The following is a 19,176-nucleotide window of genomic DNA, read 5'->3' on the forward strand; positions in this document are numbered from 1 at the left end:
GCCCCGGGTGTCCGGTTCGCTCAGCTCCGCACCGCGCCCGGCACCGCCCACCGCCCCGACCAGGTCCGCCACCCCACCGCGACCAGCCGGATCACCATGAAGGCGGCGAGCCCGGTCCAGATCCCGACCAGCCCCCAGCCGAGGAGCAGCGACAGCCAGATCAGCGGCAGGAACCCGCCCAGCGCGGCGAGCAGCGTCGTCGTGCGCAGGAAGGCGGCGTCCCCGGCGCCGAGGAGCACGCCGTCGAGGGCGAAGACCACCCCGGCGATCGGCTGCAGCGCGGTGAAGAACCACCATGCCGCCGGGATCGTCGCGAGCACCAGCGGGTCGGTCGTGAACACCCCCGGCAGCACCGGGTAGAGCGCGGCGAACACGACCGCGAAGACGCAGCCCAGCAGCAGCCCGTAGCGGGTCACCCGGGCGGCGACGGCGCGGGCCCGCACCGTGTCGGCGGCGGTCCGGGCGGCGCCGAGGGCGGATCCGACGAGCGCCTGGGCGGCGATCGCGACGGCGTCGAGCACCAGCGCCTGGAACACCCACAGCTGCAGCACGATCTGGTGCGCGGCGACCGATCCGGCCCCGAACCGGGCGGCCACCGCGGTCGCGGACAGGAAGCACGCCTGGAAGCCGAGCGAGCGGATCACCAGGTCGCGGCCCATCGTGGCCTGGGCGCGCAGCACCGCGGTGTCCGGGGCGAGCCGGACCGGATCGGACGCAGGCGCCCGGCGCCGCTCGACGGCCAGCGCCCGCAGGAAGAACGACGCCGACACGGTCTGGGCGACGACGTTCGCGACCGCCGAGCCCTCCAGCCCCCAGCCGTCCCAGTCCCCGGCGCCGTGCACCAGGAACGGGCACAGCGCCGCGGACAGCGCGTTGCCGGCGATCACGTAGCGCATCGGGCGCACGGTGTCCTGCACGCCGCGCATCCAGCCGTTCCCGGCGAGGGTGATCAGCACCATCGGTGCGCCGAACAGCGCGATCCGCAGCCAGCCTGCGGCCCCGTCGGCGATCTCACCGCTGCCGGCGAGCGCCCGGGTGACCGGCCCGGCGACCAGCTGCCCGATCCCGATCACGAGCAGCCCGACGGCGACCGCCAGCCACGTCGCCTGCATCCCCTCGGTGACGGCGGCGGACCGGCGCCCGGCACCGTAGAAGCGCGACGCGCGGGCCGTCGTCCCGTAGGACAGGAACGTCAGCTGGGTGGTGACCTGCGCGAACAGCACACCGGCGACGGCCAGGCCGGCCAGCGGGACCGCCCCGAGCCGGCCGACGACGGCGGTGTCGACGAGCAGGTACAGCGGCTCGGCGGCCAGCACCGGCAGCGCCGGGACGGCGAGCCGCAGGATGTCCCGCGCCCCGCCGGGGGTGCGGGTGCGTCCGGGCACCGGTCAGCGTCGGGGACGGCGGCAGAGGAAGCAGAACGCCGGTGGGACGTTGCGCCACACCGTCCGGGTCATCACGACCTCGTCGAACGTCTCGGTCAGGATCGCCCGGAACCGGCGGGCCGAGGACATCGGCAGGGTGTGCGAGTAGGCGAAGGTGGTGAAGGCGCCGGTGTCGCCGATCACGTCGACCACCTGGCCGAGGATCTCCCGCTGGCCCTCCCGGTCGAACAGCGACCAGGGCAGCCCGGAGATCACCGCGTCGACCCGCTCGATGCCGCGCTCGGCCAGCAGCTCCCCCAGCTTGCGGGCGTCACCGTTGATCACCTCGACGTCCGGGTGCCTGCGCTGCAGGTAGCCGGCCATGCCCGGGTCCAGTTCGACGGCCAGGTGCCGCCCCTCCGGGGACAACCGGCGGGCCACCTCCCCGGTCACCGCCCCGGTGCCGGGACCCAGCTCGACGACGACGGGCCTGCCGTGCCCGGGCGCGACCCGGGCCAGCTTCTCGGACAGACGCCGCGAGCTCGGCCAGACGGCGCCGACGCGCACCGGGTTGCGGACCCATGCACCGAGGAACTCCCGCCACCCGCTGCTGTCTCCGTGGCCGTCCGGGGCCGGAACGGGCTGCGAACTCACACGAACCTCCTGAGGTGATCGGCGGACACGCTACGGCGCGCAGGGACCGCGCGCGGGACCGGCCCGGTTCCTACCGCGCCCGGATGGCGTACCGGTGTACGCCGGTGGGCGGGCGGTGGTCAGCCGGTCGCGCTCGCCAGCTCGGCGCGCAGCAGCGTGAGGAGCTCGTCGCGGGTGCCGCCGCGCTCGAACCCGGCCGCGGCCGGGTGCCCGCCGCCGCCGAGCGCGGTCGCCACCCGGGACAGGTCCGGGGAGCCGGTGCCGCGCAACGACACCGACCACATGTCCGGCTCGCTCTCGGTGAGCAGTGCGGCCACCCCGTCGCCCGCCGTCGCGAGCAGCTGCCCGACGACGGTGAGGGTCTGGTCCCGGAACCGGGTGGCGGTGTCGACGTCGACGGCCGCCCACACCAGCCCGGCACCGCCGGCCGCGGCGGGCTCGCGCCGGGCCCCGGCGAGCACCGCGGCCTGGGCGGCCAGCCAGCCGAACGGCCGGGTCCCGGTGAGCTCGCGCATCAGCCCGCGCGGTTCGGCGCCGGCGTCGACCAGTTCCGCGCCGAGGCGCAGCGCCTCCGAGCCGCCCCAGCGGAACCCGCCGGTGTCGGTGTAGAGCCCGGCGAACAGCGCGCGGGCCAGCACCGGATCGAGCTCGGTGCCGAGCTCGCCGAGGACGGCCCGGACCAGCAGCACGGTGGCCGGCGCCGCCGGATCGACCAGGTGCCGGGTGGCGAAAGGGGTGAACGACGCGTGATGGTCGACCGCGAGGGACTCCCGGGCGGTGTCCAGCCGGCCGGCCAGGTCACCGAGCCGGTGCGCCGACGACACGTCGCAGGTCACCAGCAGGTCGGGCGCGGCGGGCGCGCTCGTCGACGGGACGACCAGGCCGTCCGGGTCGAGGACGGCGAGGCTCGCCGACACCGGATCCGGCCCGCCGAAGGAGACGGTGGCCGGTACGCCCGCCCGGTGCAGCGCGGTGGCGAGCGCGATCGCGCTGCCCGCGGCGTCGGCGTCCGGCCGGACGTGCCCGACGATGAGCACGTCGCGGGCCGCCCGCAGCACCACCGCGGCCCCGGCCGGGTCGACCGGGCCGGGACCGGGCAGCGGCTGGTCCGATCCGGGCCCGCTCACTCCGACTCGGAGTCGCGCGGGGCCCGGTAGGGATCGGCGTCACCGGCCGGCGACGCCGACGCGGCCAGCCGGGCCACCTCGGCGTCCGAGGCGCGGGTGCGGGCCAGCAGCTCCTCCATCCGCCGGGCCTCCTCCGGGACCTGGTCCAGGACGAACGCGAGGCTGGGGGTGTGCCGGACCCCGGTCTGCTGGCCGACCCGGCTGCGCAGCACGCCGGTCGCGCTGTCCAGCGCGGCCGCGGCGCCCGCGGTGTCCGGTGCCTCGTCCAGCGACGCCCCCATCACGGTGTAGTAGACGGTCGCCTCCCGCAGGTCGCCGGTGACCCGGGTGTCGGTGATCGTGACCATCGACAGCCGCGGGTCCTTGACCTCGTGTTCCAGCGCCTCGGCGACGATCTGCGAGATCCGCTTGGCGAGCTTGCGTGCGCGCGCGTGGTCGACCATGTCGTGCTCCTTCCACCGGCATTTCCGCGGCAGAGTCTATGCGCGGCGGCCGGTCGGGTGGCGCGCGCGCAGCGTCGGTTCGGTCATCGGCCCAGTCAACGGCTCAGCCATCGGCCCAGCGATCGGCCCAGTCGTCGGCCCAGTCGTCGGCCCAGTAATCGGCCCGGTCGCAGGTTCGGTCATCGGCTCAGTCGTCCGGGCCGATCAGCCGGGTCCGGGCGGACAGCAGTTCGAGTTCGGGACGGGCCGCGACCAGCCGCTCGCAGCGCTCCAGCAGGGCCCGCGCGTGCGCCGGGTCGCCGGACACGCAGCTGACCCCGATCAGCGCCCTGCGGTACAACTCCTGGTGGCCGGCCTCGGCGGCCGCCACCTCGAACCTGCGCAGCTCGGCCAGCAGCGGGCGCACCACCGACCGCTTCTGCTTCAGCGACCGGACGTCGCCGAGCAGCACGTCGCACTCCAGCGCGCCGACGTACATCGGACCTCCACGGCGGGTGGACGGGAAACAGGCGGGGCGGCCGGTGAACACCGACCGCCCCGCCTGGCTGACCTGGGTCAGGCCCGCGGCTTCTCCCGCATCTCGAACGTCTCGATGACGTCGTCGACCTTGATGTCGGAGTAGCTGCCGAGCGTCAGACCGCACTCGTAGCCCTCACGGACCTCGACCACGTCGTCCTTGAACCGGCGCAGCGAGGACACCGGGAGGTTCTCGTGGATCACCCGCGAGTCGCGCAGCAGGCGCGCCCGGGCGTTCCGGCGGATCTCCCCGGAGGTGACGAGGCAACCGGCGATCGTGCCGAACTTGGAGGACTTGAAGACCTCGCGGACCTCCGCGCGGCCCAGCTCGACCTCCTCGTACTCCGGCTTCAGCATGCCCTTGAGGGCCGCCTCGATCTCGTCGATCGCCTGGTAGATCACCGAGTAGTAGCGGATCTCGACGCCCTCGCGGTTGGCCAGCTCGGTGGCCTTGCCCTCGGCACGGACGTTGAAGCCCATGACGATGACGTTGTCCGCGATGGCGAGGTTGATGTCGCCCTCGGTGATACCGCCGACGCCGCGGTGGATGACCCGCAGCTCGACCTCCTCACCCACGTCCAGCTTCATCAGGGCTTCCTCGAGCGCCTCGACGGTGCCCGAGTTGTCACCCTTGATGATCAGGTTGAGGGTGTTCGTCTCCTTCAGCGCGGCGTCCAGGTCCTCCAGGCTGACGCGCTTGCGACGGGACGCCAGCTCGGCGTTCCGCTCGCGGGCACGCCGCCGGTCGGCGATCTGGCGCGCCACCCGGTCCTCGTCGACGACGAGGAACGTGTCGCCCGCACCCGGGACCGACGTCAGGCCGATGACCTGCACCGGACGCGACGGGAGCGCCTCGGTGACGTCCGCGCCGTGCTCGTCGATCATCCGCCGGACGCGCCCGGAGGCGTCGCCCGCGACGACCGAGTCGCCGACCCGGAGCGTGCCGCGCTGGACCAGCACGGTGGCGACCGGGCCGCGGCCGCGGTCCAGGTGACCCTCGATGGTGACGCCCTGGGCGTCCATGTCGGGATTGGCCCGCAGGTCGAGCGCCGCGTCGGCGGTCAGCAGGATCGCCTCGAGCAGGGCCTCGATGTTGGTGCCCTGCTTCGCGGAGATGTCGACGAACATGGTGTCGCCGCCGTACTCCTCGGCCACCAGGTTGTACTCGGTGAGCTGCTGACGGATCTTGTCCGGGTTGGCGCCCTCGACGTCGATCTTGTTGACCGCGACCACGATCGGCAGGTCCGCCGCCTGGGCGTGGTTGATCGACTCGACGGTCTGCGGCATCACACCGTCGTCCGCCGCCACCACGATCACCGCGATGTCGGTGGACTTCGCACCACGGGCACGCATGGCGGTGAACGCCTCGTGACCCGGGGTGTCGATGAAGGTGATGAGCCGCTCCTCGCCCTCCAGCTCGGCCGGCACCTGGTACGCGCCGATGTGCTGGGTGATGCCGCCGGCCTCGCCCTCCCGGACGTTGGCCTTGCGGACCGTGTCCAGCAGGCGCGTCTTGCCGTGGTCGACGTGACCCATGACGGTGACCACCGGCGGCCGGGCCGCCAGCGCGTCCTCGTCGCCGAGGTCGCCGAACTCGATGTCGAACGACTCGAGCAGCTCGCGGTCCTCCTCCTCGGGGGACACGACCTGGACCCGGTAGTTCATCTCCTGGCCGAGCAGCTCCAGGACCTCGTCCGACACCGACGCCGTGGCGGTGACCATCTCGCCGAGGTGGAACAACACCTGTACCAGCGATGCCGGGTTGGCGTTGATCTTCTCGGCGAAGTCGGTCAGCGACGCACCGCGGGGCAGCCGGATCGTCTCGCCGTTGCCCTTGGGCAGGCGGACGCCGCCCACCGAGGGCGCGGCCATCGAGTCGAACTCCTGGCGCTTCTGCCGCTTCGACTTGCGACCCCGCCGGGCGGGACCGCCGGGACGGCCGAACGCACCCGCGGCACCGCCGCGGCCACGACCGCCGCCACCACCGGGACGGCCACGGAAGCCGCCACCGGGAGGGGGTCCACCGGGACCGCCGCCGCCGGGACGGAAACCGCCACCGCCGCCGCCGCCACCGGGACCGCCGCGACCGCCACCGGGGCCACCACGACCGCCACCGGGACCGCCGGGGCCACCACGGCCGCCACCGGGGCCACCACGGCCACCGGCGCCGGGCCGGCCCGCGGCCGGACGCGCGGGCATCATGCCCGGGTTCGGACGGGGCGGCATGCTGTTCGGCGACGGACGCGGGCCACCGGCACCGGGGGCACCGCCACCGGGACGCGGCGGACGCGGCGGGGCCTCACCGGAGCGTGCGGCCGGCGCGCTCGCGCCACCGCCGCCCTGCTGACCACCCTGCTGCGGCGCGGCCGGACGCGGGCCGGGCTTCGGCGAGCCCTGCCCGACACCGAACGGGTTGTTGCCGACCCGCGGCTGGCGCGGACCGGGCTTCGGCTGGCGGGCTCCGCCGTCGCCACCCTGGCGCGGGCCGCCCTGGCCCTCGCCGGGACGACCGCCCTGCGGCGCCTGCCGGGGGCCGGGACGCGGACCCGGCTGACCGGTGCGCGGAGCGGCCGGGGCCGACGCGTCGGCGGCCGGGGCCTGCGGCTGCGGGCCGGGCTTCGGCGCGGCCGGGCCGGGGCGCGGTGCGTCGGTCCGGGCGGCGGGCTGCTCGGGCCGGGCCGCCGGAGCGTCCTGGGCCGGGCCGGCCGGCGCTGCCGGGCCGGGCTTCGGCGCCGGACGCGAGGGCGAGGACGCCCCCGGGGTCGGGCCGGGCTTCGGGGCGCTCGGGCGGGACGGCGACGGGGCGCCGGAACCGCCGCGCGGCGCTGCGGCGCCGGGGCCACCGGCACGCGGGCGACCGGCGCCGGGGGCACCGGAGCCGCGGCGCTGACCGCCACCGGCGTTGCCGCCGCCTGCGGCCATCGCGTCGCGCAGCTTGCGCACGACGGGGGCCTCGACGGTGGATGAGGGGGACTTCACGTACTCCCCGAGGTCCTGCAGCTTGCTGAGGACCTGCTTACTGCTGATTCCGAGCTCTTTCGCGAGCTCGTGCACGCGGGCCTTGCCTGCCACTGCTCTCCTTGTCCTGACCGGAGGCCGGGCGGCAGCATCCCGCTCGACCTCGAACCTAGTGTCGAAGCACGTTCATGGTGCGATCTTCACTGCTGGCTCATGACTGGTCGACCTTGCTTCCTTCCGATGACGGGCCGGGGAGGCTCCCTGACCCCTGCTGATCCTGGATCCGGATCCGTACGGCCGTGGCGTCCAGTGGAGCTCGGACGCGCAACGCCCGGCTGAACGCCGAGCGGCGCTCGGCGCGGTCCAGGCACCCCGTCGCGGGGTGCAACCAGGCACCCCGGCCGGGGAGGCGGCGGCGAGGATCCGGGACGAGATGTCCGTTCTCCGCGACCACCCGCAACAGTGCGTCGGCCCGTTCCCGGGTCCGGCACCCCACACAGGTCCGGATCGGGATCGACCGGGGACGTGCGGGCGACGGACCGCGACCGCGGACCGTCTGTGAGTGTAGCGCAGAGGACGGACCGGGCATTCCCTCGCCCGCCCCTGCCGCACACCCGGCTACGACGACACCTCGACCGGGTCACCGCCCGGGCCGACCGGGTCGCGCGGGTCCGCGTCGCTCCGGATGTCGATCTTCCAGCCGGTCAGCCGGGCGGCCAGGCGGGCGTTCTGCCCCTCCTTGCCGATCGCCAGCGACAGCTGGAAGTCCGGGACGACGACGCGGGCGATCCGGGCGCGCTCGTCCAGCACCGTGACCGAGACCACCTTGGACGGTGAGAGCGCGTTGCCGACGAACTCGGCGGGGTCCTCGGACCAGTCGATGATGTCGATCTTCTCGCCGGCCAGCTCGGCCATCACGCCGCGGACCCGGGCGCCCATCGGACCGATGCACGCGCCCTTCGCGTTGAGCCCCGGGCGGGTGGAGCGGACCGCGATCTTGGACCGGAAGCCGGCCTCGCGGGCCACCGACACGATCTCGACGGTCCCGTCGACGAGCTCGGGGACCTCCAGCGCGAACAGCTTGCGGACCAGGTTCGGATGGGTGCGCGACAGCGTGATCGAGGTCCCGCGCGGGCCGCGGTTCACGCCGATCACGTAGCAGCGGATCCGGTCCCCGTGCCGGTAGACCTCCCCCGGCACCTGCTCGGCCGCGGGCAGCACGGCCTCCGTCCCGCCGGACCCGCCGAGCGCCACGACGACCATGCCGCGGGCGTTCGCCCGCGCGTCGCGCTGCACGACCCCGGCGACGATCTCGCCCTCCTTGGTGGCGAACTCGCCGTAGGTGCGCTCGTGCTCGGCGTCCCGCAGCCGCTGGACGATCACCTGGCGGGCGGTGGTCGCGGCGACCCGGCCGAAGCCGTCCGGGGTGTCGTCGAACTCGGGGCCGGGGGTGCCGTCCTCGGCCCGGTCGGCGGCATCGCGGGCGAGCACCCGGACGACCCCGGTCTTGCGGTCGATCTCGACCCGGGCCTCCGGATGGTGGCCGTCGGTGTGCTTGTAGGCGGTCAGCAGCGCCGTCTCGATGGCGTCGAGCACCGTCTCGAACGGGATCTCCTTGTCCCGCTCGATGGCCCGCAGCGCAGGGATGTCGACGTTCACCGGTTCTCCTCGTTCGCGCTGTCCGTACTTCCCTCGCCGGCGCCGAGCAGCGCGGCCTCGCCCGCCGGGGCGGGCTTGAACTCGATCTGCACCTGGGCGTGCTCCACGTCGGCGTAGGCGATCTCGCGCAGCTCCGGCTTCCGGCCGGGCACCGCGACCTCGACCCGGTCGTCCCCGGCCCGGCCGATCCTGGCCTCCAGGGTGTCCCCGCCGGTCAGGGTGATCCGCGCCAGGCGCAGGAAGTTCCGCTGCCAGTGTCGGGGACGGGTGAGCGGCCGGTCCACCCCGGGCGAGGTGACCTCGAGGGTGTAGGAGCCCTCGATGAGGTGCTCGTGCGGGTCCAGCTCGGCGGCGGCGGTCCGGCTGAGCCGGGCGATGACGTCCAGGTCGATGCCGGTGGCCGGGGAGCTCTCCGGCAGGTCGACGACGAGCTTCACCGCGTGCCGCCTCCCGGCGGTGCGGACCTCGACGGCGTCGATCTCCAGCCCGGCCTCCAGGACCACCGGCTCGAGCACGCCGCGCAGCTGGTCTGCCAGCGCTGCGGGGTCCGGACTGCGCATCGGGTGACTCTCCTCGTGATCGCGTCGGTCGGCGGCCGTCGGGATGCCGACCCGGCCCGCACCGTCGCGACCGCAGCCGGGCACCCCGCTGCGCGGCGTGTCTCGGGTACGGGCACCGTCCGGCTCGGGCGGACGCGGACGACGGCAGGGGACGGCCGATGAGCCTAGCGCGTTCGATCGGGGCGCCCGCGGTCGCGGTGCGGTCCTCCGATCCCCCGTCCGCACCACCCGGTCGGTGACGGGCGGGCGCACCCCGGCTGGCAGCATGACCGTTCGTGAGGGACCGGAGACGTGCGGTGGCGGGTGCGGCCGGACCGGTGCTCGACCGCCGCCGGGTGCTGGCCTCGGTGGCCGCGGTCGTGGCGCTGCCGCCGGTGCTCGCGGCCTGCTCGCCCAGCACCGACCGGCGGGCCGACGCGAGCGAGGCGCTGCTGGCGATGGCCGACGCCGCCCGGCGGGACGCCGCGCTGGCCGCCGCCGCCGTCACCTCGGACCCGGCGCTGGCCGGCCGGCTGGAGCCGCTGCGCGCGGCCCGGCTGGAGCACGCCGCCGCGCTGGACCAGGCGGGCGGGCGGCCGCCCGGGTCGGCGCCGGTCCCGGCGACCCCGCCGTCCGCGGACGTCGCCGCCGTCCGGGACTCGGTCGACGGCTCCGCCCGCACCGCGGGCGAGGTGGTGATCGAGGCGTCCGCGCTGCAGGCCGGGCTGGTCGCCGAGGTGGCCGCCTGCTGCGCCGCGTACGTGGTGGCCCTGCAGTGAGCCGCACAGCAGCGATTCGCACAGCAGTCAGCCGCACAGCAGTGATTCGCACAGCAGTGATTCGCACAGCGCCGGGCCGCACGGGGACAGGAGGCAGCCGGTGAACCGCCATCTCGCGCCCGCCCAGGACGGCGGCGCCGAGCAGCCGTCCGCCCAGGTGGCGAAGGAGGCGCTGCAGCGTTCGCTGGCCGGTGAGCACGCCGCGATCTGGGCGTACTCGACGGCGCTGGCGTTCCTCCCGCCGGATCTCGCGGGCCGGGCCCGCGCCGAGCTGGAGGCGCACCGGACGCTGCGCCGCGAGGTCAGCGAGGCGCTCACCGAGCTGGGCGAGCGGCCGGTCTCGGCGCAGCCGGCGTACACCCCGCCGCAGCCGGTGGTCGACGAGCTGTCGGCCAGCGCGCTGCTGGTCACCGCGGAGACCGACACCGCGGCGGCCTGGCGGTCGCTGGTCGAGCGGGCGCCCAGCCGGGAGATGCGCCAGGCCGGGCTCACCCGGATGATCGAGTCGACGGTGCGGTGCGCGTTCTGGCGCGGCGCGACCGAGCAGAGCCCGGCGATCCCGGTGTTCCCCGGCCGGGGCTGACCCGCCGGACGGATCAGGCTCCGACCGGCCGCCGAACGGCCGTGGATCAGGCGCGCAGCGCCGCCGCGGCGAGTTCGACGTCGTCGGTGGTGTTCGTCAGGTGGAACGCCAGCCGGGCCGCGCCGTCCCTGACCGCCGCGGTGACCCCGGCCCGGGCCAGCCGCTCGGCGGCGTCCTCGGTGCGGACCGCGACGATCGCCGATCCGGCGGGCGGCATGCCCAGCCGCTCGCGCAGCGCGTCGGCCAGCCCGGCGCAGTGCTCGCGCAGCGGCTGCGGATCGAGCGCGGCCAGCCAGGGGACCGTGACGGCGGACCCGACGTGGGCGAACCACACCGGCGCCTCCTCGCCGCCCGCCGGACCGGGCCGGCCCGGCGGATCGGGGGTGTACAGACCGCTTCCCCACCGGTCCCGGGCGCCGTACCAGCCGGCGCCGTGCCGGACGACGTCCGGCCAGCGCCCGCCCGGACCGTCCACCCAGGACGGTCGCTGGGCCAGCCAGGCGGTGCCGCGCGGACCGAGCAGCCACTTGTACCCGGCGCCGACCACGGCGTCCGCCCGGTGCAGCCGCAGCGGCAGCCAGCCGGCGGCCTGGGTGACGTCGAGCAGCAGCCGGAACCCGGACCGCTCGCGGGCCGCGAACAGCGCGTCCAGGTCGGCGATCCGGCCGTCCGCGGACTGCACCACCGACACCGCGACGAGATCGTGCCCCGGGGCCCGCCCGGCCAGCTCCTCGAGCGGCGCCTCGGTGATCCGGACCCCGCGGTGCGCCTGCATCGCGAACGGCCGGGTGACGCTGGCGAACTCGCCCCTCGCCACCAGCACCCGGGCGCCGTCCGGGACGGCGGCGGCGAGCGGCCCGAGCAGCCCGGACACCGTCGCGCCCTGGGCGACGTCGGCGACCGGTACCCCGGTGATCGCGGCGAACCCGGCCCGGGCGGTCTCCACGGCGTCGTCGAAGTCGCGGGGTGCGGACCTGCCCTCGGCCCAGGCCCGGACCGCGACGGCGACCGCGGCGGACGCGTCCAGCGGCGGGATGCCGATGCTCGCCGTGTTGAGGTAGCCGGGGCGGAGCGGCAGCTCTCGCCCGAACACCGTCGTCGTGCCTTCCACGCTGCCCGACTCTAACGAGGGTCCTAGGGTCCGGAGGGTGCACAGCGAGCTGATCGACATCCGTACCGGTTCCGAGGAGGCCGTGGTCGACCTGACGACCCGGATCGAGCGATTCCTGGCCGACGCCGGCGCCGGTGACGGGCTGCTCAACGTCTTCGTCCCGCACGCCACTGCCGGGATCGCCGTGATCGAGACCGGCGCCGGCAGCGACGCCGACCTGCTCGCCCAGCTGCGCGAGCTGCTGCCGGCCGACGACCGCTGGCGGCACCGGCACGGCAGCGCCGGGCACGGCCGGGACCACGTGCTGCCCGCGTTCGTGCCGCCGTCCACGACGATCCCGGTGATCGGCGGGCGGCCGGCGCTGGGGACCTGGCAGTCGGTCTGCCTGGTCGACACCAACGTCGACAACCCGACCCGGTCGGTGCGCCTGACGCTGCTCCCGGGCTGACGACGACCGCCGGACGACCCGGTGCCGCCGCCCGGCGGTGAGCCGTCGGTCCGCCGGCGCGGTCGGTCGTAGGCTGCGCCGGTGAACTCCGGCCGGACGTCGACGACCGGCCGTCCGGGTGCGGCCGCACAGGCCCGCCCGGGCGAGCCCGCTCGCCCTTCCGGTGTACGCCGGCTCCGTCCGGTGCTCGCCGCGCTGGTCGCGGTGCTGCTCGTCGCGGGCACGGTCGCGGCGCTGACCGGGATCGGCGACGCCCCCGCGGCGCCGGCCGCGGCGCCCCCGGCACCGGCCGCCCCGGCACCGCCGGACACGTTCGCGGTGACACCGCCGGACGGCTGGACGGCCGCCCCGGCGGGTGCGCCGCCGCTGGAGGTGTTCGGGGTGCCGTTCCCCCGGCTCGCCGAGGTGCCGCCGTTCGCGGCCGGGCAGTGCCCGGCCGATCCGGCGCCGCGCGGGGTGGCCGCGGCCGCGCTGGTCGCCGTCCCGGCCGGGACGAGCGTCGAGGAGGCGGCCATGGCGTTCGCCCGCGGCGCCGGCGAGGCCGCCTACGCGGGCGCCGCCCCGCAGGTCGCAGTCGGCCCGGCCGGTCCGCGCCCGGGGCCCGACGGCGCCGAGGACGGCGTGTGGGTCGAGGCGACCGTGCGCACCGACGGGACGGCCGCCGGGCAGGCCGGCTGCCGCGCGACCGACGGCACCGTCGGGGTGCTCGCGGTGCCGCGCACCCGGGCCAGGGACGGCTCGACCGGGGTGGCGATGCTGGTCGTCGCCGCCGACGCCGCGGGCGGGCCGGGCGACCCGGTGAGCCGGGCGGCGCCCGGCGAGCTGGCGGCGTCGGCGGTCCGCCCGGGCTGAGCCCGGGCCGAGCCCCGGCCGAGCCCGGGTAGCGGCCCGGCAGCGCGGACCGCGTCCGGCCCGCGCCCGCCCGGTGGCCGGACCGGTCCGTCCCGGCGGCCGGCCCGCCGCGTCCGGTGCGGGTCAGGCGCCCCGGACGATCCCGGCGACGTGCTCGGCGACGCCCGCGCGGGCGATCTCGGTGCGCTCGCCGCTCGCCCGGTCCTTCAGCTCGACCTTCCCGTCGGCCAGCCCGCGCCCGACGACCACGATCGTCGGGACGCCGACCAGCTCGGCGTCGGCGAACTTCACGCCCGGCGACGCCTTGCGGTCGTCGAGCAGCACGTCCAGGCCCTGCCGCTCCAGCTCGGCGGCGATCTCCTCGCCACCGGCCAGCAGCTCCGCGGACTTGCCCGCGACGACCACGTGCACGTCGTAGGGCGCGACCGTGCGCGGCCAGACCAGGCCGTGCTCGTCGTGGCTCTGCTCGGCGATCACCGCGACCAGCCGGGAGACGCCGACGCCGTAGGAGCCCATCGTGATCCGGACCGGCTTCGAGTCCGGGCCGAGCGCGTCCAGCCCGAACGCGTCGGCGTACTTGCGGCCGAGCTGGAAGATGTGCCCGATCTCGATGCCGCGGGCCGCCTCCAGCACGCCCTCGCCGTCCGGCGACGGATCACCGGCGCGCACCTCGGCGGCCTCGATCGTGCCGTCCGGGGTGAAGTCCCGCCCGCACACCAGGTCGACGACGTGGTGGTCGGCCTTGTCGGCGCCGGTCACCCACGCGGTGCCGGTCACGATCCGCGGGTCGACGAGGTAGCGGACGCCGTTCGCGGCCAGCGCGCCCGGCCCGATGTAGCCCTTGACCAGGAAGGCGTTGCGGGCGAAGTCGGCCTCGTCGAGCAGTGCCACCTCGGCGGGCTCCAGCGACGCCCCGAGCCGCTTCAGGTCGACCTCGCGGTCCCCGGGGACGCCGACACCGAGCAGCTCCCAGTCCTTCGCCCCCGGTGCGCGGGTCTTGACCAGCACGTTCTTCAGGGTGTCCGCGGCGGTGAAGCGGCGCTCCCCGGCGGCGTTGAGGAAGTCGACCAGGGTGTCGATGGTCGGGGTGTCCGGGGTGTGGTGCACCTGCGCGGCGGGCAGCCCGTCGAGCGGGATCGCCGGGGGCGCAGGCGTCGTCACGGCCTCGACGTTCGCCGCGTACCCGCCGGGCCCGCGGACGAAGGTGTCCTCCCCGGTGGGCGACTCCGCCAGGAACTCCTCGGAGGTCGAGCCGCCCATCGCGCCGGAGGTGGCCGCGACGATCACGTAGTCCAGCCCGAGCCGGTCGAAGATCCGCACGTAGGTGTCGCGGTGCCGCCGGTAGGACTCGGCCAGGCCGTCGTCGGACAGGTCGAACGAGTAGGAGTCCTTCATCAGGAACTCGCGGCCGCGCAGGATGCCGGCGCGCGGCCGCTCCTCGTCGCGGTACTTGGTCTGGATCTGGTAGAGCACGACCGGGAAGTCCTTGTAGGACGAGTACTCGCCCTTCACCGCGAGCGTGAACAGCTCCTCGTGGGTGGGGCCGAGCAGGTAGTCGCCGCCCTTGCGGTCCTGGAGCCGGAACAGGTTCGGGCCGTACTCGGTCCACCGGTTCGTCGTCTCGTACGGCTCGCGCGGCAGCAGCGCCGGGAACTGGATCTCCTGGGCGCCCATCGCGTCCATCTCCTCGCGCACGACGGCCTCGATGCGGCGGAGCACCTTGAGGCCGAGCGGCAGCCAGGAGTAGACGCCCGGGGCGACGCGACGGACGTAGCCGGCGCGGACCAGCAGCTTGTGGCTGGGCACCTCCGCGTCGGCCGGGTCCTCGCGCAGGGTCCGCAGGAACAGCGACGACATCCGGGTCAACACCCGCAGCAGCGTAGCGACGACCCCGGTGCCGCTTCACCCCGGTTCTCCCCCGGGTCCGTGAGCGGGAACACGCCGGGCCGCCCGCGGGTTGCCCGGACATGGGTGAGGAACAGCACGAGCTGCTCGAGAAGGCGGCACAGGGCACGCTGGCGACGATCAAGCGCAGCGGCATGCCGCAGCTCTCGCCGGTCACGCCGCACTACGACCGGGCGGCCGGGACGATCCGGATCTCGATGACCGAGGGCCGGGCGAAGACCGCGAACCTGCGCCGGGACCCGCGCGCGGCGCTGTCCGTGGAGAGCGCCGACGGCCGGGCCTGGGCGACCGCCGAGGGCCCGGTCGAGATCGCCGGCCCGGACGACTCGCCCGACGGCCCGGCCGTGCAGGCGCTCGTCGACTGGTACCGGGACGCCGCCGGCGAGCACCCGGACTGGGACGAGTACCGCCAGGTCATGGTCGCCGACCGGCGGGTGCTGGTGACGATCCGGGTGCAGCGCGTCTACGGCGAGCGGGTCTGAGCAGGCCTGAGCGGGCCTGACGCTCAGGAGTCCAGGAGCTCGGCGAGCAGCCGGGCCACCGTCGGGGTCTCGACCAGGAAGCCGTCGTGGCCGTACGGCGAGTCGATCACCTTGAGCGGATCGGCGTTCGGGATCCCGGCGGCCAGCTCCTCCTGCTCGGCGAGCGGGTACAGCCGGTCCGAGGTCACCCCGGCGACGAAGGTCCTGGCCCGCACCCGGGCCAGCGCGGAGGCGACGCCGCCGCGGTCCCGGCCGACGTCGTGGTGGTTCATCAGCTGGGTCAGCCGCACGTAGGACGCGGCGTCGAACCGGTGCACCAGCTTGGCCGCGTGATGGTCCAGGTAGGACTCGACGGCGTAGCGGCCGCCGTCGAACGGGTCCTCGGCGGCCTGCGGGTCGCGGCCGAACCGGGTCGCCAGCTCGTAGCCCGAGCGGTAGCTGAGGTGCGCGATCCGGCGGGCGATCCCGAGCCCGCGCCACGGCCCCTCCGGCAGCTCGTGGTAGTCGCCGCCGTGCCAGTGCGGGTCGGCCCGGATCGCCTCGATCTGCGGGTTCGCCCAGCCGATCTGGTCCGCCGACGACGCGGCGGGCCCGGCCAGCAGGAACAGCCGCGCCACCCGGTCCGGCTCGGTGGCCGCCCACTCCAGCGAGCGCATCGACCCCATCGAGCCGCCGATCACGCAGGCGAACGCGTCGATGCCGAGCGCGTCGGCCAGGTACTGCTCGGCGGCCACCGTGTCCCGCACGGTGACCACCGGGAACCGGCTCCCCCACGGCCGGCCGTCCGGCGCCGCCGACGCCGGCCCGGTGCTGCCCTGGCAGCCGCCGATCGCGTTGGGTGCGACGACGAACCAGCGCGCCGGGTCGAGCGGGCCGCCGGGCTCGATCAGCCCGGGCCACCAGCCCGCCGTCGGGTGCCCGGGGCCGGCCGGGCCCTCCAGGTGGGTGTCCCCGGTCAGCGCGTGCAGCACGAGGACGGCGTTCGACCGGTCCGGGGCGAGCTCGCCCCAGGTCTCGTAGGACAGCCGCACCGCGGGCAGCTCACCGCCCGCCTCCAGCTTCAGCGGGGCGGGCAGGTCCAGGAACCGTCGTCGGCCGGGGTCGTCCCCCTCCCGCCACGCACCGGTGGCGGGAGGGGGCGGTGTGGTTCTCACGTCCAACAGAAGATCAGGCGCCCTTCGACGCCCGGAAACCGGCGTCCAGGTCCGCCTTGATGTCCTCGATGCCCTCGAGGCCGACCGAGAGCCGGACCAGGCCCGGGGTGACCCCGGAGGCCAGCTGCTCCTCGGCGGACAGCTGGCTGTGCGTGGTGGACGCCGGGTGGATCACCAGGCTGCGGACGTCGCCGATGTTGGCGAGGTGGCTGTGCAGCTCCAGGGCGTCGACGAACTTCTTGCCCGCCTCGACGCCGCCCTGCAGCTCGAAGGCCACGATCGCGCCGCCGCCGCGGGGCAGGTACTTCTGCTGCGCGGCGTGCCAGGGCGAGGACTCCAGGCCGGCGTAGTGCACCTTCTCGACCTCGTCGCGCGCCTCCAGCCACTCGGCGAGGGCCTGCGCGTTCTGGTTGTGCCGCTCGATCCGCAGGGACAGCGTCTCGATGCCCTGGATGATCAGGAAGGCGTTCTGCGGGGAGATCGCCGGGCCGAGGTCGCGCAGCAGCTGCACCCGGGCCTTGATGATGTAGGCGATCGGCCCGACGGCGTCGGTGAACACGGCGCCGTGGTAGCTCGGGTCCGGGGTGGTGAGCCCGGGGAACTTGTCGGCGTTGCCGACCCAGTCGAACTTCCCGGAGTCGACGATGATGCCGCCGATCGAGGTGCCGTGGCCGCCGAGGAACTTGGTCAGCGAGTGCACCACGATGTCGGCGCCGTGCTCGATCGGGCGGACCAGGTACGGGGTCGGGACCGTGTTGTCGACGATCAGCGGCAGCCCGGCCGCGTGCGCGACGTCGGCGACGCCGCGGATGTCGAGCACGTTGCCGCGCGGGTTGCCCAGGGTCTCGGCGTAGAGCGCCTTGGTGTTCGGCCGGATCGCGGCCTTCCACTCCTCGAGGTCGTCCGGGTTCTCGACGAAGGAGACCTCGATCCCGAGCTTCGGGAACGTGTAGTGGAACTGGTTGTAGGTGCCGCCGTAGAGCGAGGCACTGGAGACGATGTGGTCCCCGACCTCGGCGATGTTCTGCACCGCGAGGTGCTGCGCGGCCTGCCCGGAGGCGACGGCGAGCGCGGCGGCGCCGCCCTCCAGCGCGGCGACGCGCTGCTCCAGCACGTCCTGCGTGGGGTTCATGATCCGGGTGTAGATGTTGCCGAACTCGGCGAGCCCGAACAGGTTCGCGGCGTGCTCGGTGTCCCGGAACGCGTACGACGTCGTCTGGTAGATCGGGGTCGCCCGGGCACCCGTCGTGGGGTCCGGGGCGGCGCCGGCGTGCACCTGCTTGGTCTCGAAGGACCAGGATGCGGTCTTGTCGGGGTCGGTCATGAGGAACTCCTCGGTATCGGCCGTCACCGTCGGCGGTCGGATGCCGGTCCGTGCGGGACCGGCGGGAGGACGCCTGCGGCGTCGGCGGTCGGGTCGGCGGAGGGATGCGGCCGGTGCGGTCGCCGCACCGGCCGGGTCGAGCACGAGGTCAGCGACAGGGGCGACAGGTCGCGCTCGTGATCCGCATGAAGTCGACGTGGAGGCGCGCCACGAGGCAGGTCACGCCCGGAAACCTAGTCCGGTACTCCGTCCGGCACAACGCCCCGGTCGGGCGCGATGACACGGCCCCGGTCGGGCGCGATGACACGGCCCCGGTCGGGCGCGATGACACGGCCCCGGTCGGGCGGGGTGACACGGCCCCGGTCGGGCGCGATGACACGGCCCCGGTCGGGCGGGGTGACACGGCGCCGGTCGGGCGGGGTGACACGGCGCCGGTCGGGCGGGGTGACACGGCCCCGCCGGCGGCGGTGTCCCGTGCGCGCCGGGGCCGTCCGCCGGGCCACTAGGGTGGCGACCCGTGCTCGTGCTGCTTCCGCCCTCGGAGACCAAGCGCCCCGGCGGGGACGGTGCCCCGCTGGATCTGGCCGCGCTGTCCCACGACGCCGAGCTGGGCGCGGCCCGCAAGGAGCTCTGCGACGAGCTGGTCGCGCTGGCCGCGGACGTCCCGGCCGCCCGGGCCGCGCTGGGCGTGTCACAGCGTCAGGACGCCGAGATCGAGCGCAACGCCGCGCTGTGGAGCTCGCCGACACTGCCCGCGCTGGACCGCTACACCGGTGTGCTCTACGACGCGCTCGACGCCGGCTCGCTGACCCGGGCGACCCGGGACCGGGCCCGAGGCAGGCTGGCGGTCTGTTCGGCGCTGTTCGGGCTGCTCGGTGCCGACGACCCGATCCCGGCCTATCGGCTCTCGGCGGGCTCGAAGCTGCCCGGTGCGGGGACGCTCGCCGCGCGCTGGCGGCCGGTGCTGGATCCGCTGCTCGGCCGGACCGCGGGCGGTGAGCTGGTGGTCGATCTGCGCTCCGGCGGCTACGCGGCCCTCGGGGCGGTGCCGGGCGCGGTGACGGTGAACGTGCTGGCCGAGCGCCCGGACGGCTCGCGGTCGGTGGTCAGCCACCACAACAAGTCGCACAAGGGCGGGCTGGCGCGGCTGCTGGCGACCTCGCGAGCCGAGCCGGCCGATGCCGGGGCCGTCGCCCGGATCGCCCGCCGAGCCGGGCACGTCGTGGAACGCACCGGCGACCACCTGGACCTGGTGATCCCGGCCTGAGACCGGCCCCG

At 75.4% G+C, this 19,176-nt stretch carries 19 protein-coding genes; 6 read left to right on the forward strand and 13 right to left on the reverse strand.

Annotated features, from left to right (window positions below):
• Positions 1-20: 20 nt before the first annotated feature.
• From ACVJO7_RS12995 to rimP, 9 genes are all read right to left on the reverse strand, one after another.
• Positions 21-1,385, reverse strand: a complete 1,365-nt coding sequence (locus tag ACVJO7_RS12995; protein ID WP_491673080.1) for an MATE family efflux transporter — start codon at positions 1,383-1,385, stop codon at positions 21-23.
• Positions 1,386-1,388: 3 nt separating this feature from the next.
• A complete protein-coding gene (locus ACVJO7_RS13000; RefSeq protein WP_491673081.1) occupies positions 1,389-2,018 on the reverse strand; it encodes a class I SAM-dependent methyltransferase in 630 nt (209 codons plus the stop codon).
• 119 nt (positions 2,019-2,137) lie between these two features.
• Positions 2,138-3,145: a DHH family phosphoesterase gene (locus tag ACVJO7_RS13005; protein ID WP_491673082.1), complete on the reverse strand. Its 1,008-nt coding sequence runs from the start codon at positions 3,143-3,145 to the stop codon at positions 2,138-2,140.
• Positions 3,142-3,588, reverse strand: a complete 447-nt coding sequence (rbfA, locus tag ACVJO7_RS13010) for a 30S ribosome-binding factor RbfA (protein ID WP_491673083.1) — start codon at positions 3,586-3,588, stop codon at positions 3,142-3,144. The genes ACVJO7_RS13005 and rbfA overlap by 4 nt, the downstream gene beginning before the upstream one ends.
• 187 nt (positions 3,589-3,775) lie before the next feature.
• The gene (locus ACVJO7_RS13015) at positions 3,776-4,066 is read right to left on the reverse strand and encodes a DUF503 domain-containing protein (protein WP_491673084.1); all 291 of its coding nucleotides are present in this window, start codon (positions 4,064-4,066) and stop codon (positions 3,776-3,778) included.
• A gap of 77 nt (positions 4,067-4,143) precedes the next feature.
• Positions 4,144-7,176 (reverse strand): translation initiation factor IF-2, encoded by a 3,033-nt coding sequence (gene infB, locus ACVJO7_RS13020; protein ID WP_491673085.1) that lies wholly within the window; start codon positions 7,174-7,176, stop codon positions 4,144-4,146.
• Between the two features lie 97 nt (positions 7,177-7,273).
• Entirely contained in the window at positions 7,274-7,651 is a 378-nt protein-coding gene (locus ACVJO7_RS13025) for a YlxR family protein (protein ID WP_344024671.1), read from the reverse strand.
• Positions 7,652-7,680: 29 nt separating this feature from the next.
• Positions 7,681-8,721 carry a transcription termination factor NusA gene (gene nusA, locus ACVJO7_RS13030; protein WP_491673086.1) on the reverse strand — a complete coding sequence of 347 codons (1,041 nt, stop codon included), beginning with the start codon at positions 8,719-8,721 and terminating at the stop codon, positions 7,681-7,683.
• Positions 8,718-9,281 carry a ribosome maturation factor RimP gene (gene rimP, locus ACVJO7_RS13035; protein WP_344024675.1) on the reverse strand — a complete coding sequence of 188 codons (564 nt, stop codon included), beginning with the start codon at positions 9,279-9,281 and terminating at the stop codon, positions 8,718-8,720. Before rimP ends, nusA begins: the two co-directional genes overlap by 4 nt.
• 296 nt (positions 9,282-9,577) lie before the next feature.
• Between rimP and ACVJO7_RS13040 the strand changes: the two genes are divergently transcribed.
• Together ACVJO7_RS13040 and ACVJO7_RS13045 are read left to right on the forward strand one after the other, a co-directional pair.
• Positions 9,578-10,039: a hypothetical protein gene (locus ACVJO7_RS13040; protein ID WP_491673087.1), complete on the forward strand. Its 462-nt coding sequence runs from the start codon at positions 9,578-9,580 to the stop codon at positions 10,037-10,039.
• A 100-nt stretch (positions 10,040-10,139) separates the two neighbouring features.
• Positions 10,140-10,622: a ferritin-like domain-containing protein gene (locus ACVJO7_RS13045; protein ID WP_344024680.1), complete on the forward strand. Its 483-nt coding sequence runs from the start codon at positions 10,140-10,142 to the stop codon at positions 10,620-10,622.
• Positions 10,623-10,668: 46 nt separating this feature from the next.
• Here the strand turns inward: ACVJO7_RS13045 and ACVJO7_RS13050 are convergent, their stop codons facing one another.
• Positions 10,669-11,733: an aminotransferase class V-fold PLP-dependent enzyme gene (locus ACVJO7_RS13050; RefSeq protein ID WP_491673088.1), complete on the reverse strand. Its 1,065-nt coding sequence runs from the start codon at positions 11,731-11,733 to the stop codon at positions 10,669-10,671.
• A gap of 37 nt (positions 11,734-11,770) precedes the next feature.
• On the opposite strand from ACVJO7_RS13050, the gene ACVJO7_RS13055 reads away from it, so the two are divergent.
• The gene (locus ACVJO7_RS13055; protein WP_344024684.1) at positions 11,771-12,181 is read left to right on the forward strand and encodes a secondary thiamine-phosphate synthase enzyme YjbQ; all 411 of its coding nucleotides are present in this window, start codon (positions 11,771-11,773) and stop codon (positions 12,179-12,181) included.
• 81 nt (positions 12,182-12,262) lie between these two features.
• Entirely contained in the window at positions 12,263-13,033 is a 771-nt protein-coding gene (locus ACVJO7_RS13060; RefSeq protein ID WP_491673089.1) for a hypothetical protein, read from the forward strand.
• A 123-nt stretch (positions 13,034-13,156) separates the two neighbouring features.
• Here ACVJO7_RS13060 and ACVJO7_RS13065 read toward each other — a convergent pair whose 3' ends face one another.
• On the reverse strand, positions 13,157-14,902 hold the full coding sequence (locus ACVJO7_RS13065) for a proline--tRNA ligase (RefSeq protein WP_491673090.1): 1,746 nt from the start codon (positions 14,900-14,902) through the stop codon (positions 13,157-13,159).
• 98 nt (positions 14,903-15,000) lie between these two features.
• On the opposite strand from ACVJO7_RS13065, the gene ACVJO7_RS13070 reads away from it, so the two are divergent.
• Positions 15,001-15,420 carry a PPOX class F420-dependent oxidoreductase gene (locus ACVJO7_RS13070; RefSeq protein ID WP_344024690.1) on the forward strand — a complete coding sequence of 140 codons (420 nt, stop codon included), beginning with the start codon at positions 15,001-15,003 and terminating at the stop codon, positions 15,418-15,420.
• Positions 15,421-15,443: 23 nt separating this feature from the next.
• Here the strand turns inward: ACVJO7_RS13070 and metX are convergent, their stop codons facing one another.
• Both metX and ACVJO7_RS13080 read right to left on the reverse strand, forming a co-directional pair.
• Complete coding sequence (gene metX, locus ACVJO7_RS13075; RefSeq protein WP_344024692.1) at positions 15,444-16,574, reverse strand: homoserine O-acetyltransferase MetX; 1,131 nt, start codon at positions 16,572-16,574, stop codon at positions 15,444-15,446.
• A 13-nt stretch (positions 16,575-16,587) separates the two neighbouring features.
• Positions 16,588-17,898, reverse strand: a complete 1,311-nt coding sequence (locus tag ACVJO7_RS13080; RefSeq protein ID WP_344024693.1) for a bifunctional o-acetylhomoserine/o-acetylserine sulfhydrylase — start codon at positions 17,896-17,898, stop codon at positions 16,588-16,590.
• A 517-nt stretch (positions 17,899-18,415) separates the two neighbouring features.
• Here ACVJO7_RS13080 and yaaA point away from each other — a divergent pair.
• A complete protein-coding gene (yaaA, locus tag ACVJO7_RS13085; RefSeq protein ID WP_491673091.1) occupies positions 18,416-19,165 on the forward strand; it encodes a peroxide stress protein YaaA in 750 nt (249 codons plus the stop codon).
• Positions 19,166-19,176 lie beyond the last annotated feature (11 nt).

Source organism: Pseudonocardia sp. DxW (genome assembly GCF_058448985.1).

Excerpts from the sequence above, each read along its gene's own strand:
- ACVJO7_RS13070 (WP_344024690.1), top strand. The coding sequence starts at position 15,001 with ATGGGTGAGGAACAGCACGAGCTGCTCGAGAAGGCGGCACAGGGCACG.
- ACVJO7_RS13015 (WP_491673084.1), bottom strand. The coding sequence starts at position 4,066 with ATGTACGTCGGCGCGCTGGAGTGCGACGTGCTGCTCGGCGACGTCCGG.
- ACVJO7_RS13025 (WP_344024671.1), bottom strand. The coding sequence starts at position 7,651 with ATGCCCGGTCCGTCCTCTGCGCTACACTCACAGACGGTCCGCGGTCGC.
- ACVJO7_RS13080 (WP_344024693.1), bottom strand. The coding sequence starts at position 17,898 with ATGACCGACCCCGACAAGACCGCATCCTGGTCCTTCGAGACCAAGCAG.
- rimP (WP_344024675.1), bottom strand. The coding sequence starts at position 9,281 with ATGCGCAGTCCGGACCCCGCAGCGCTGGCAGACCAGCTGCGCGGCGTG.
- rbfA (WP_491673083.1), bottom strand. The coding sequence starts at position 3,588 with ATGGTCGACCACGCGCGCGCACGCAAGCTCGCCAAGCGGATCTCGCAG.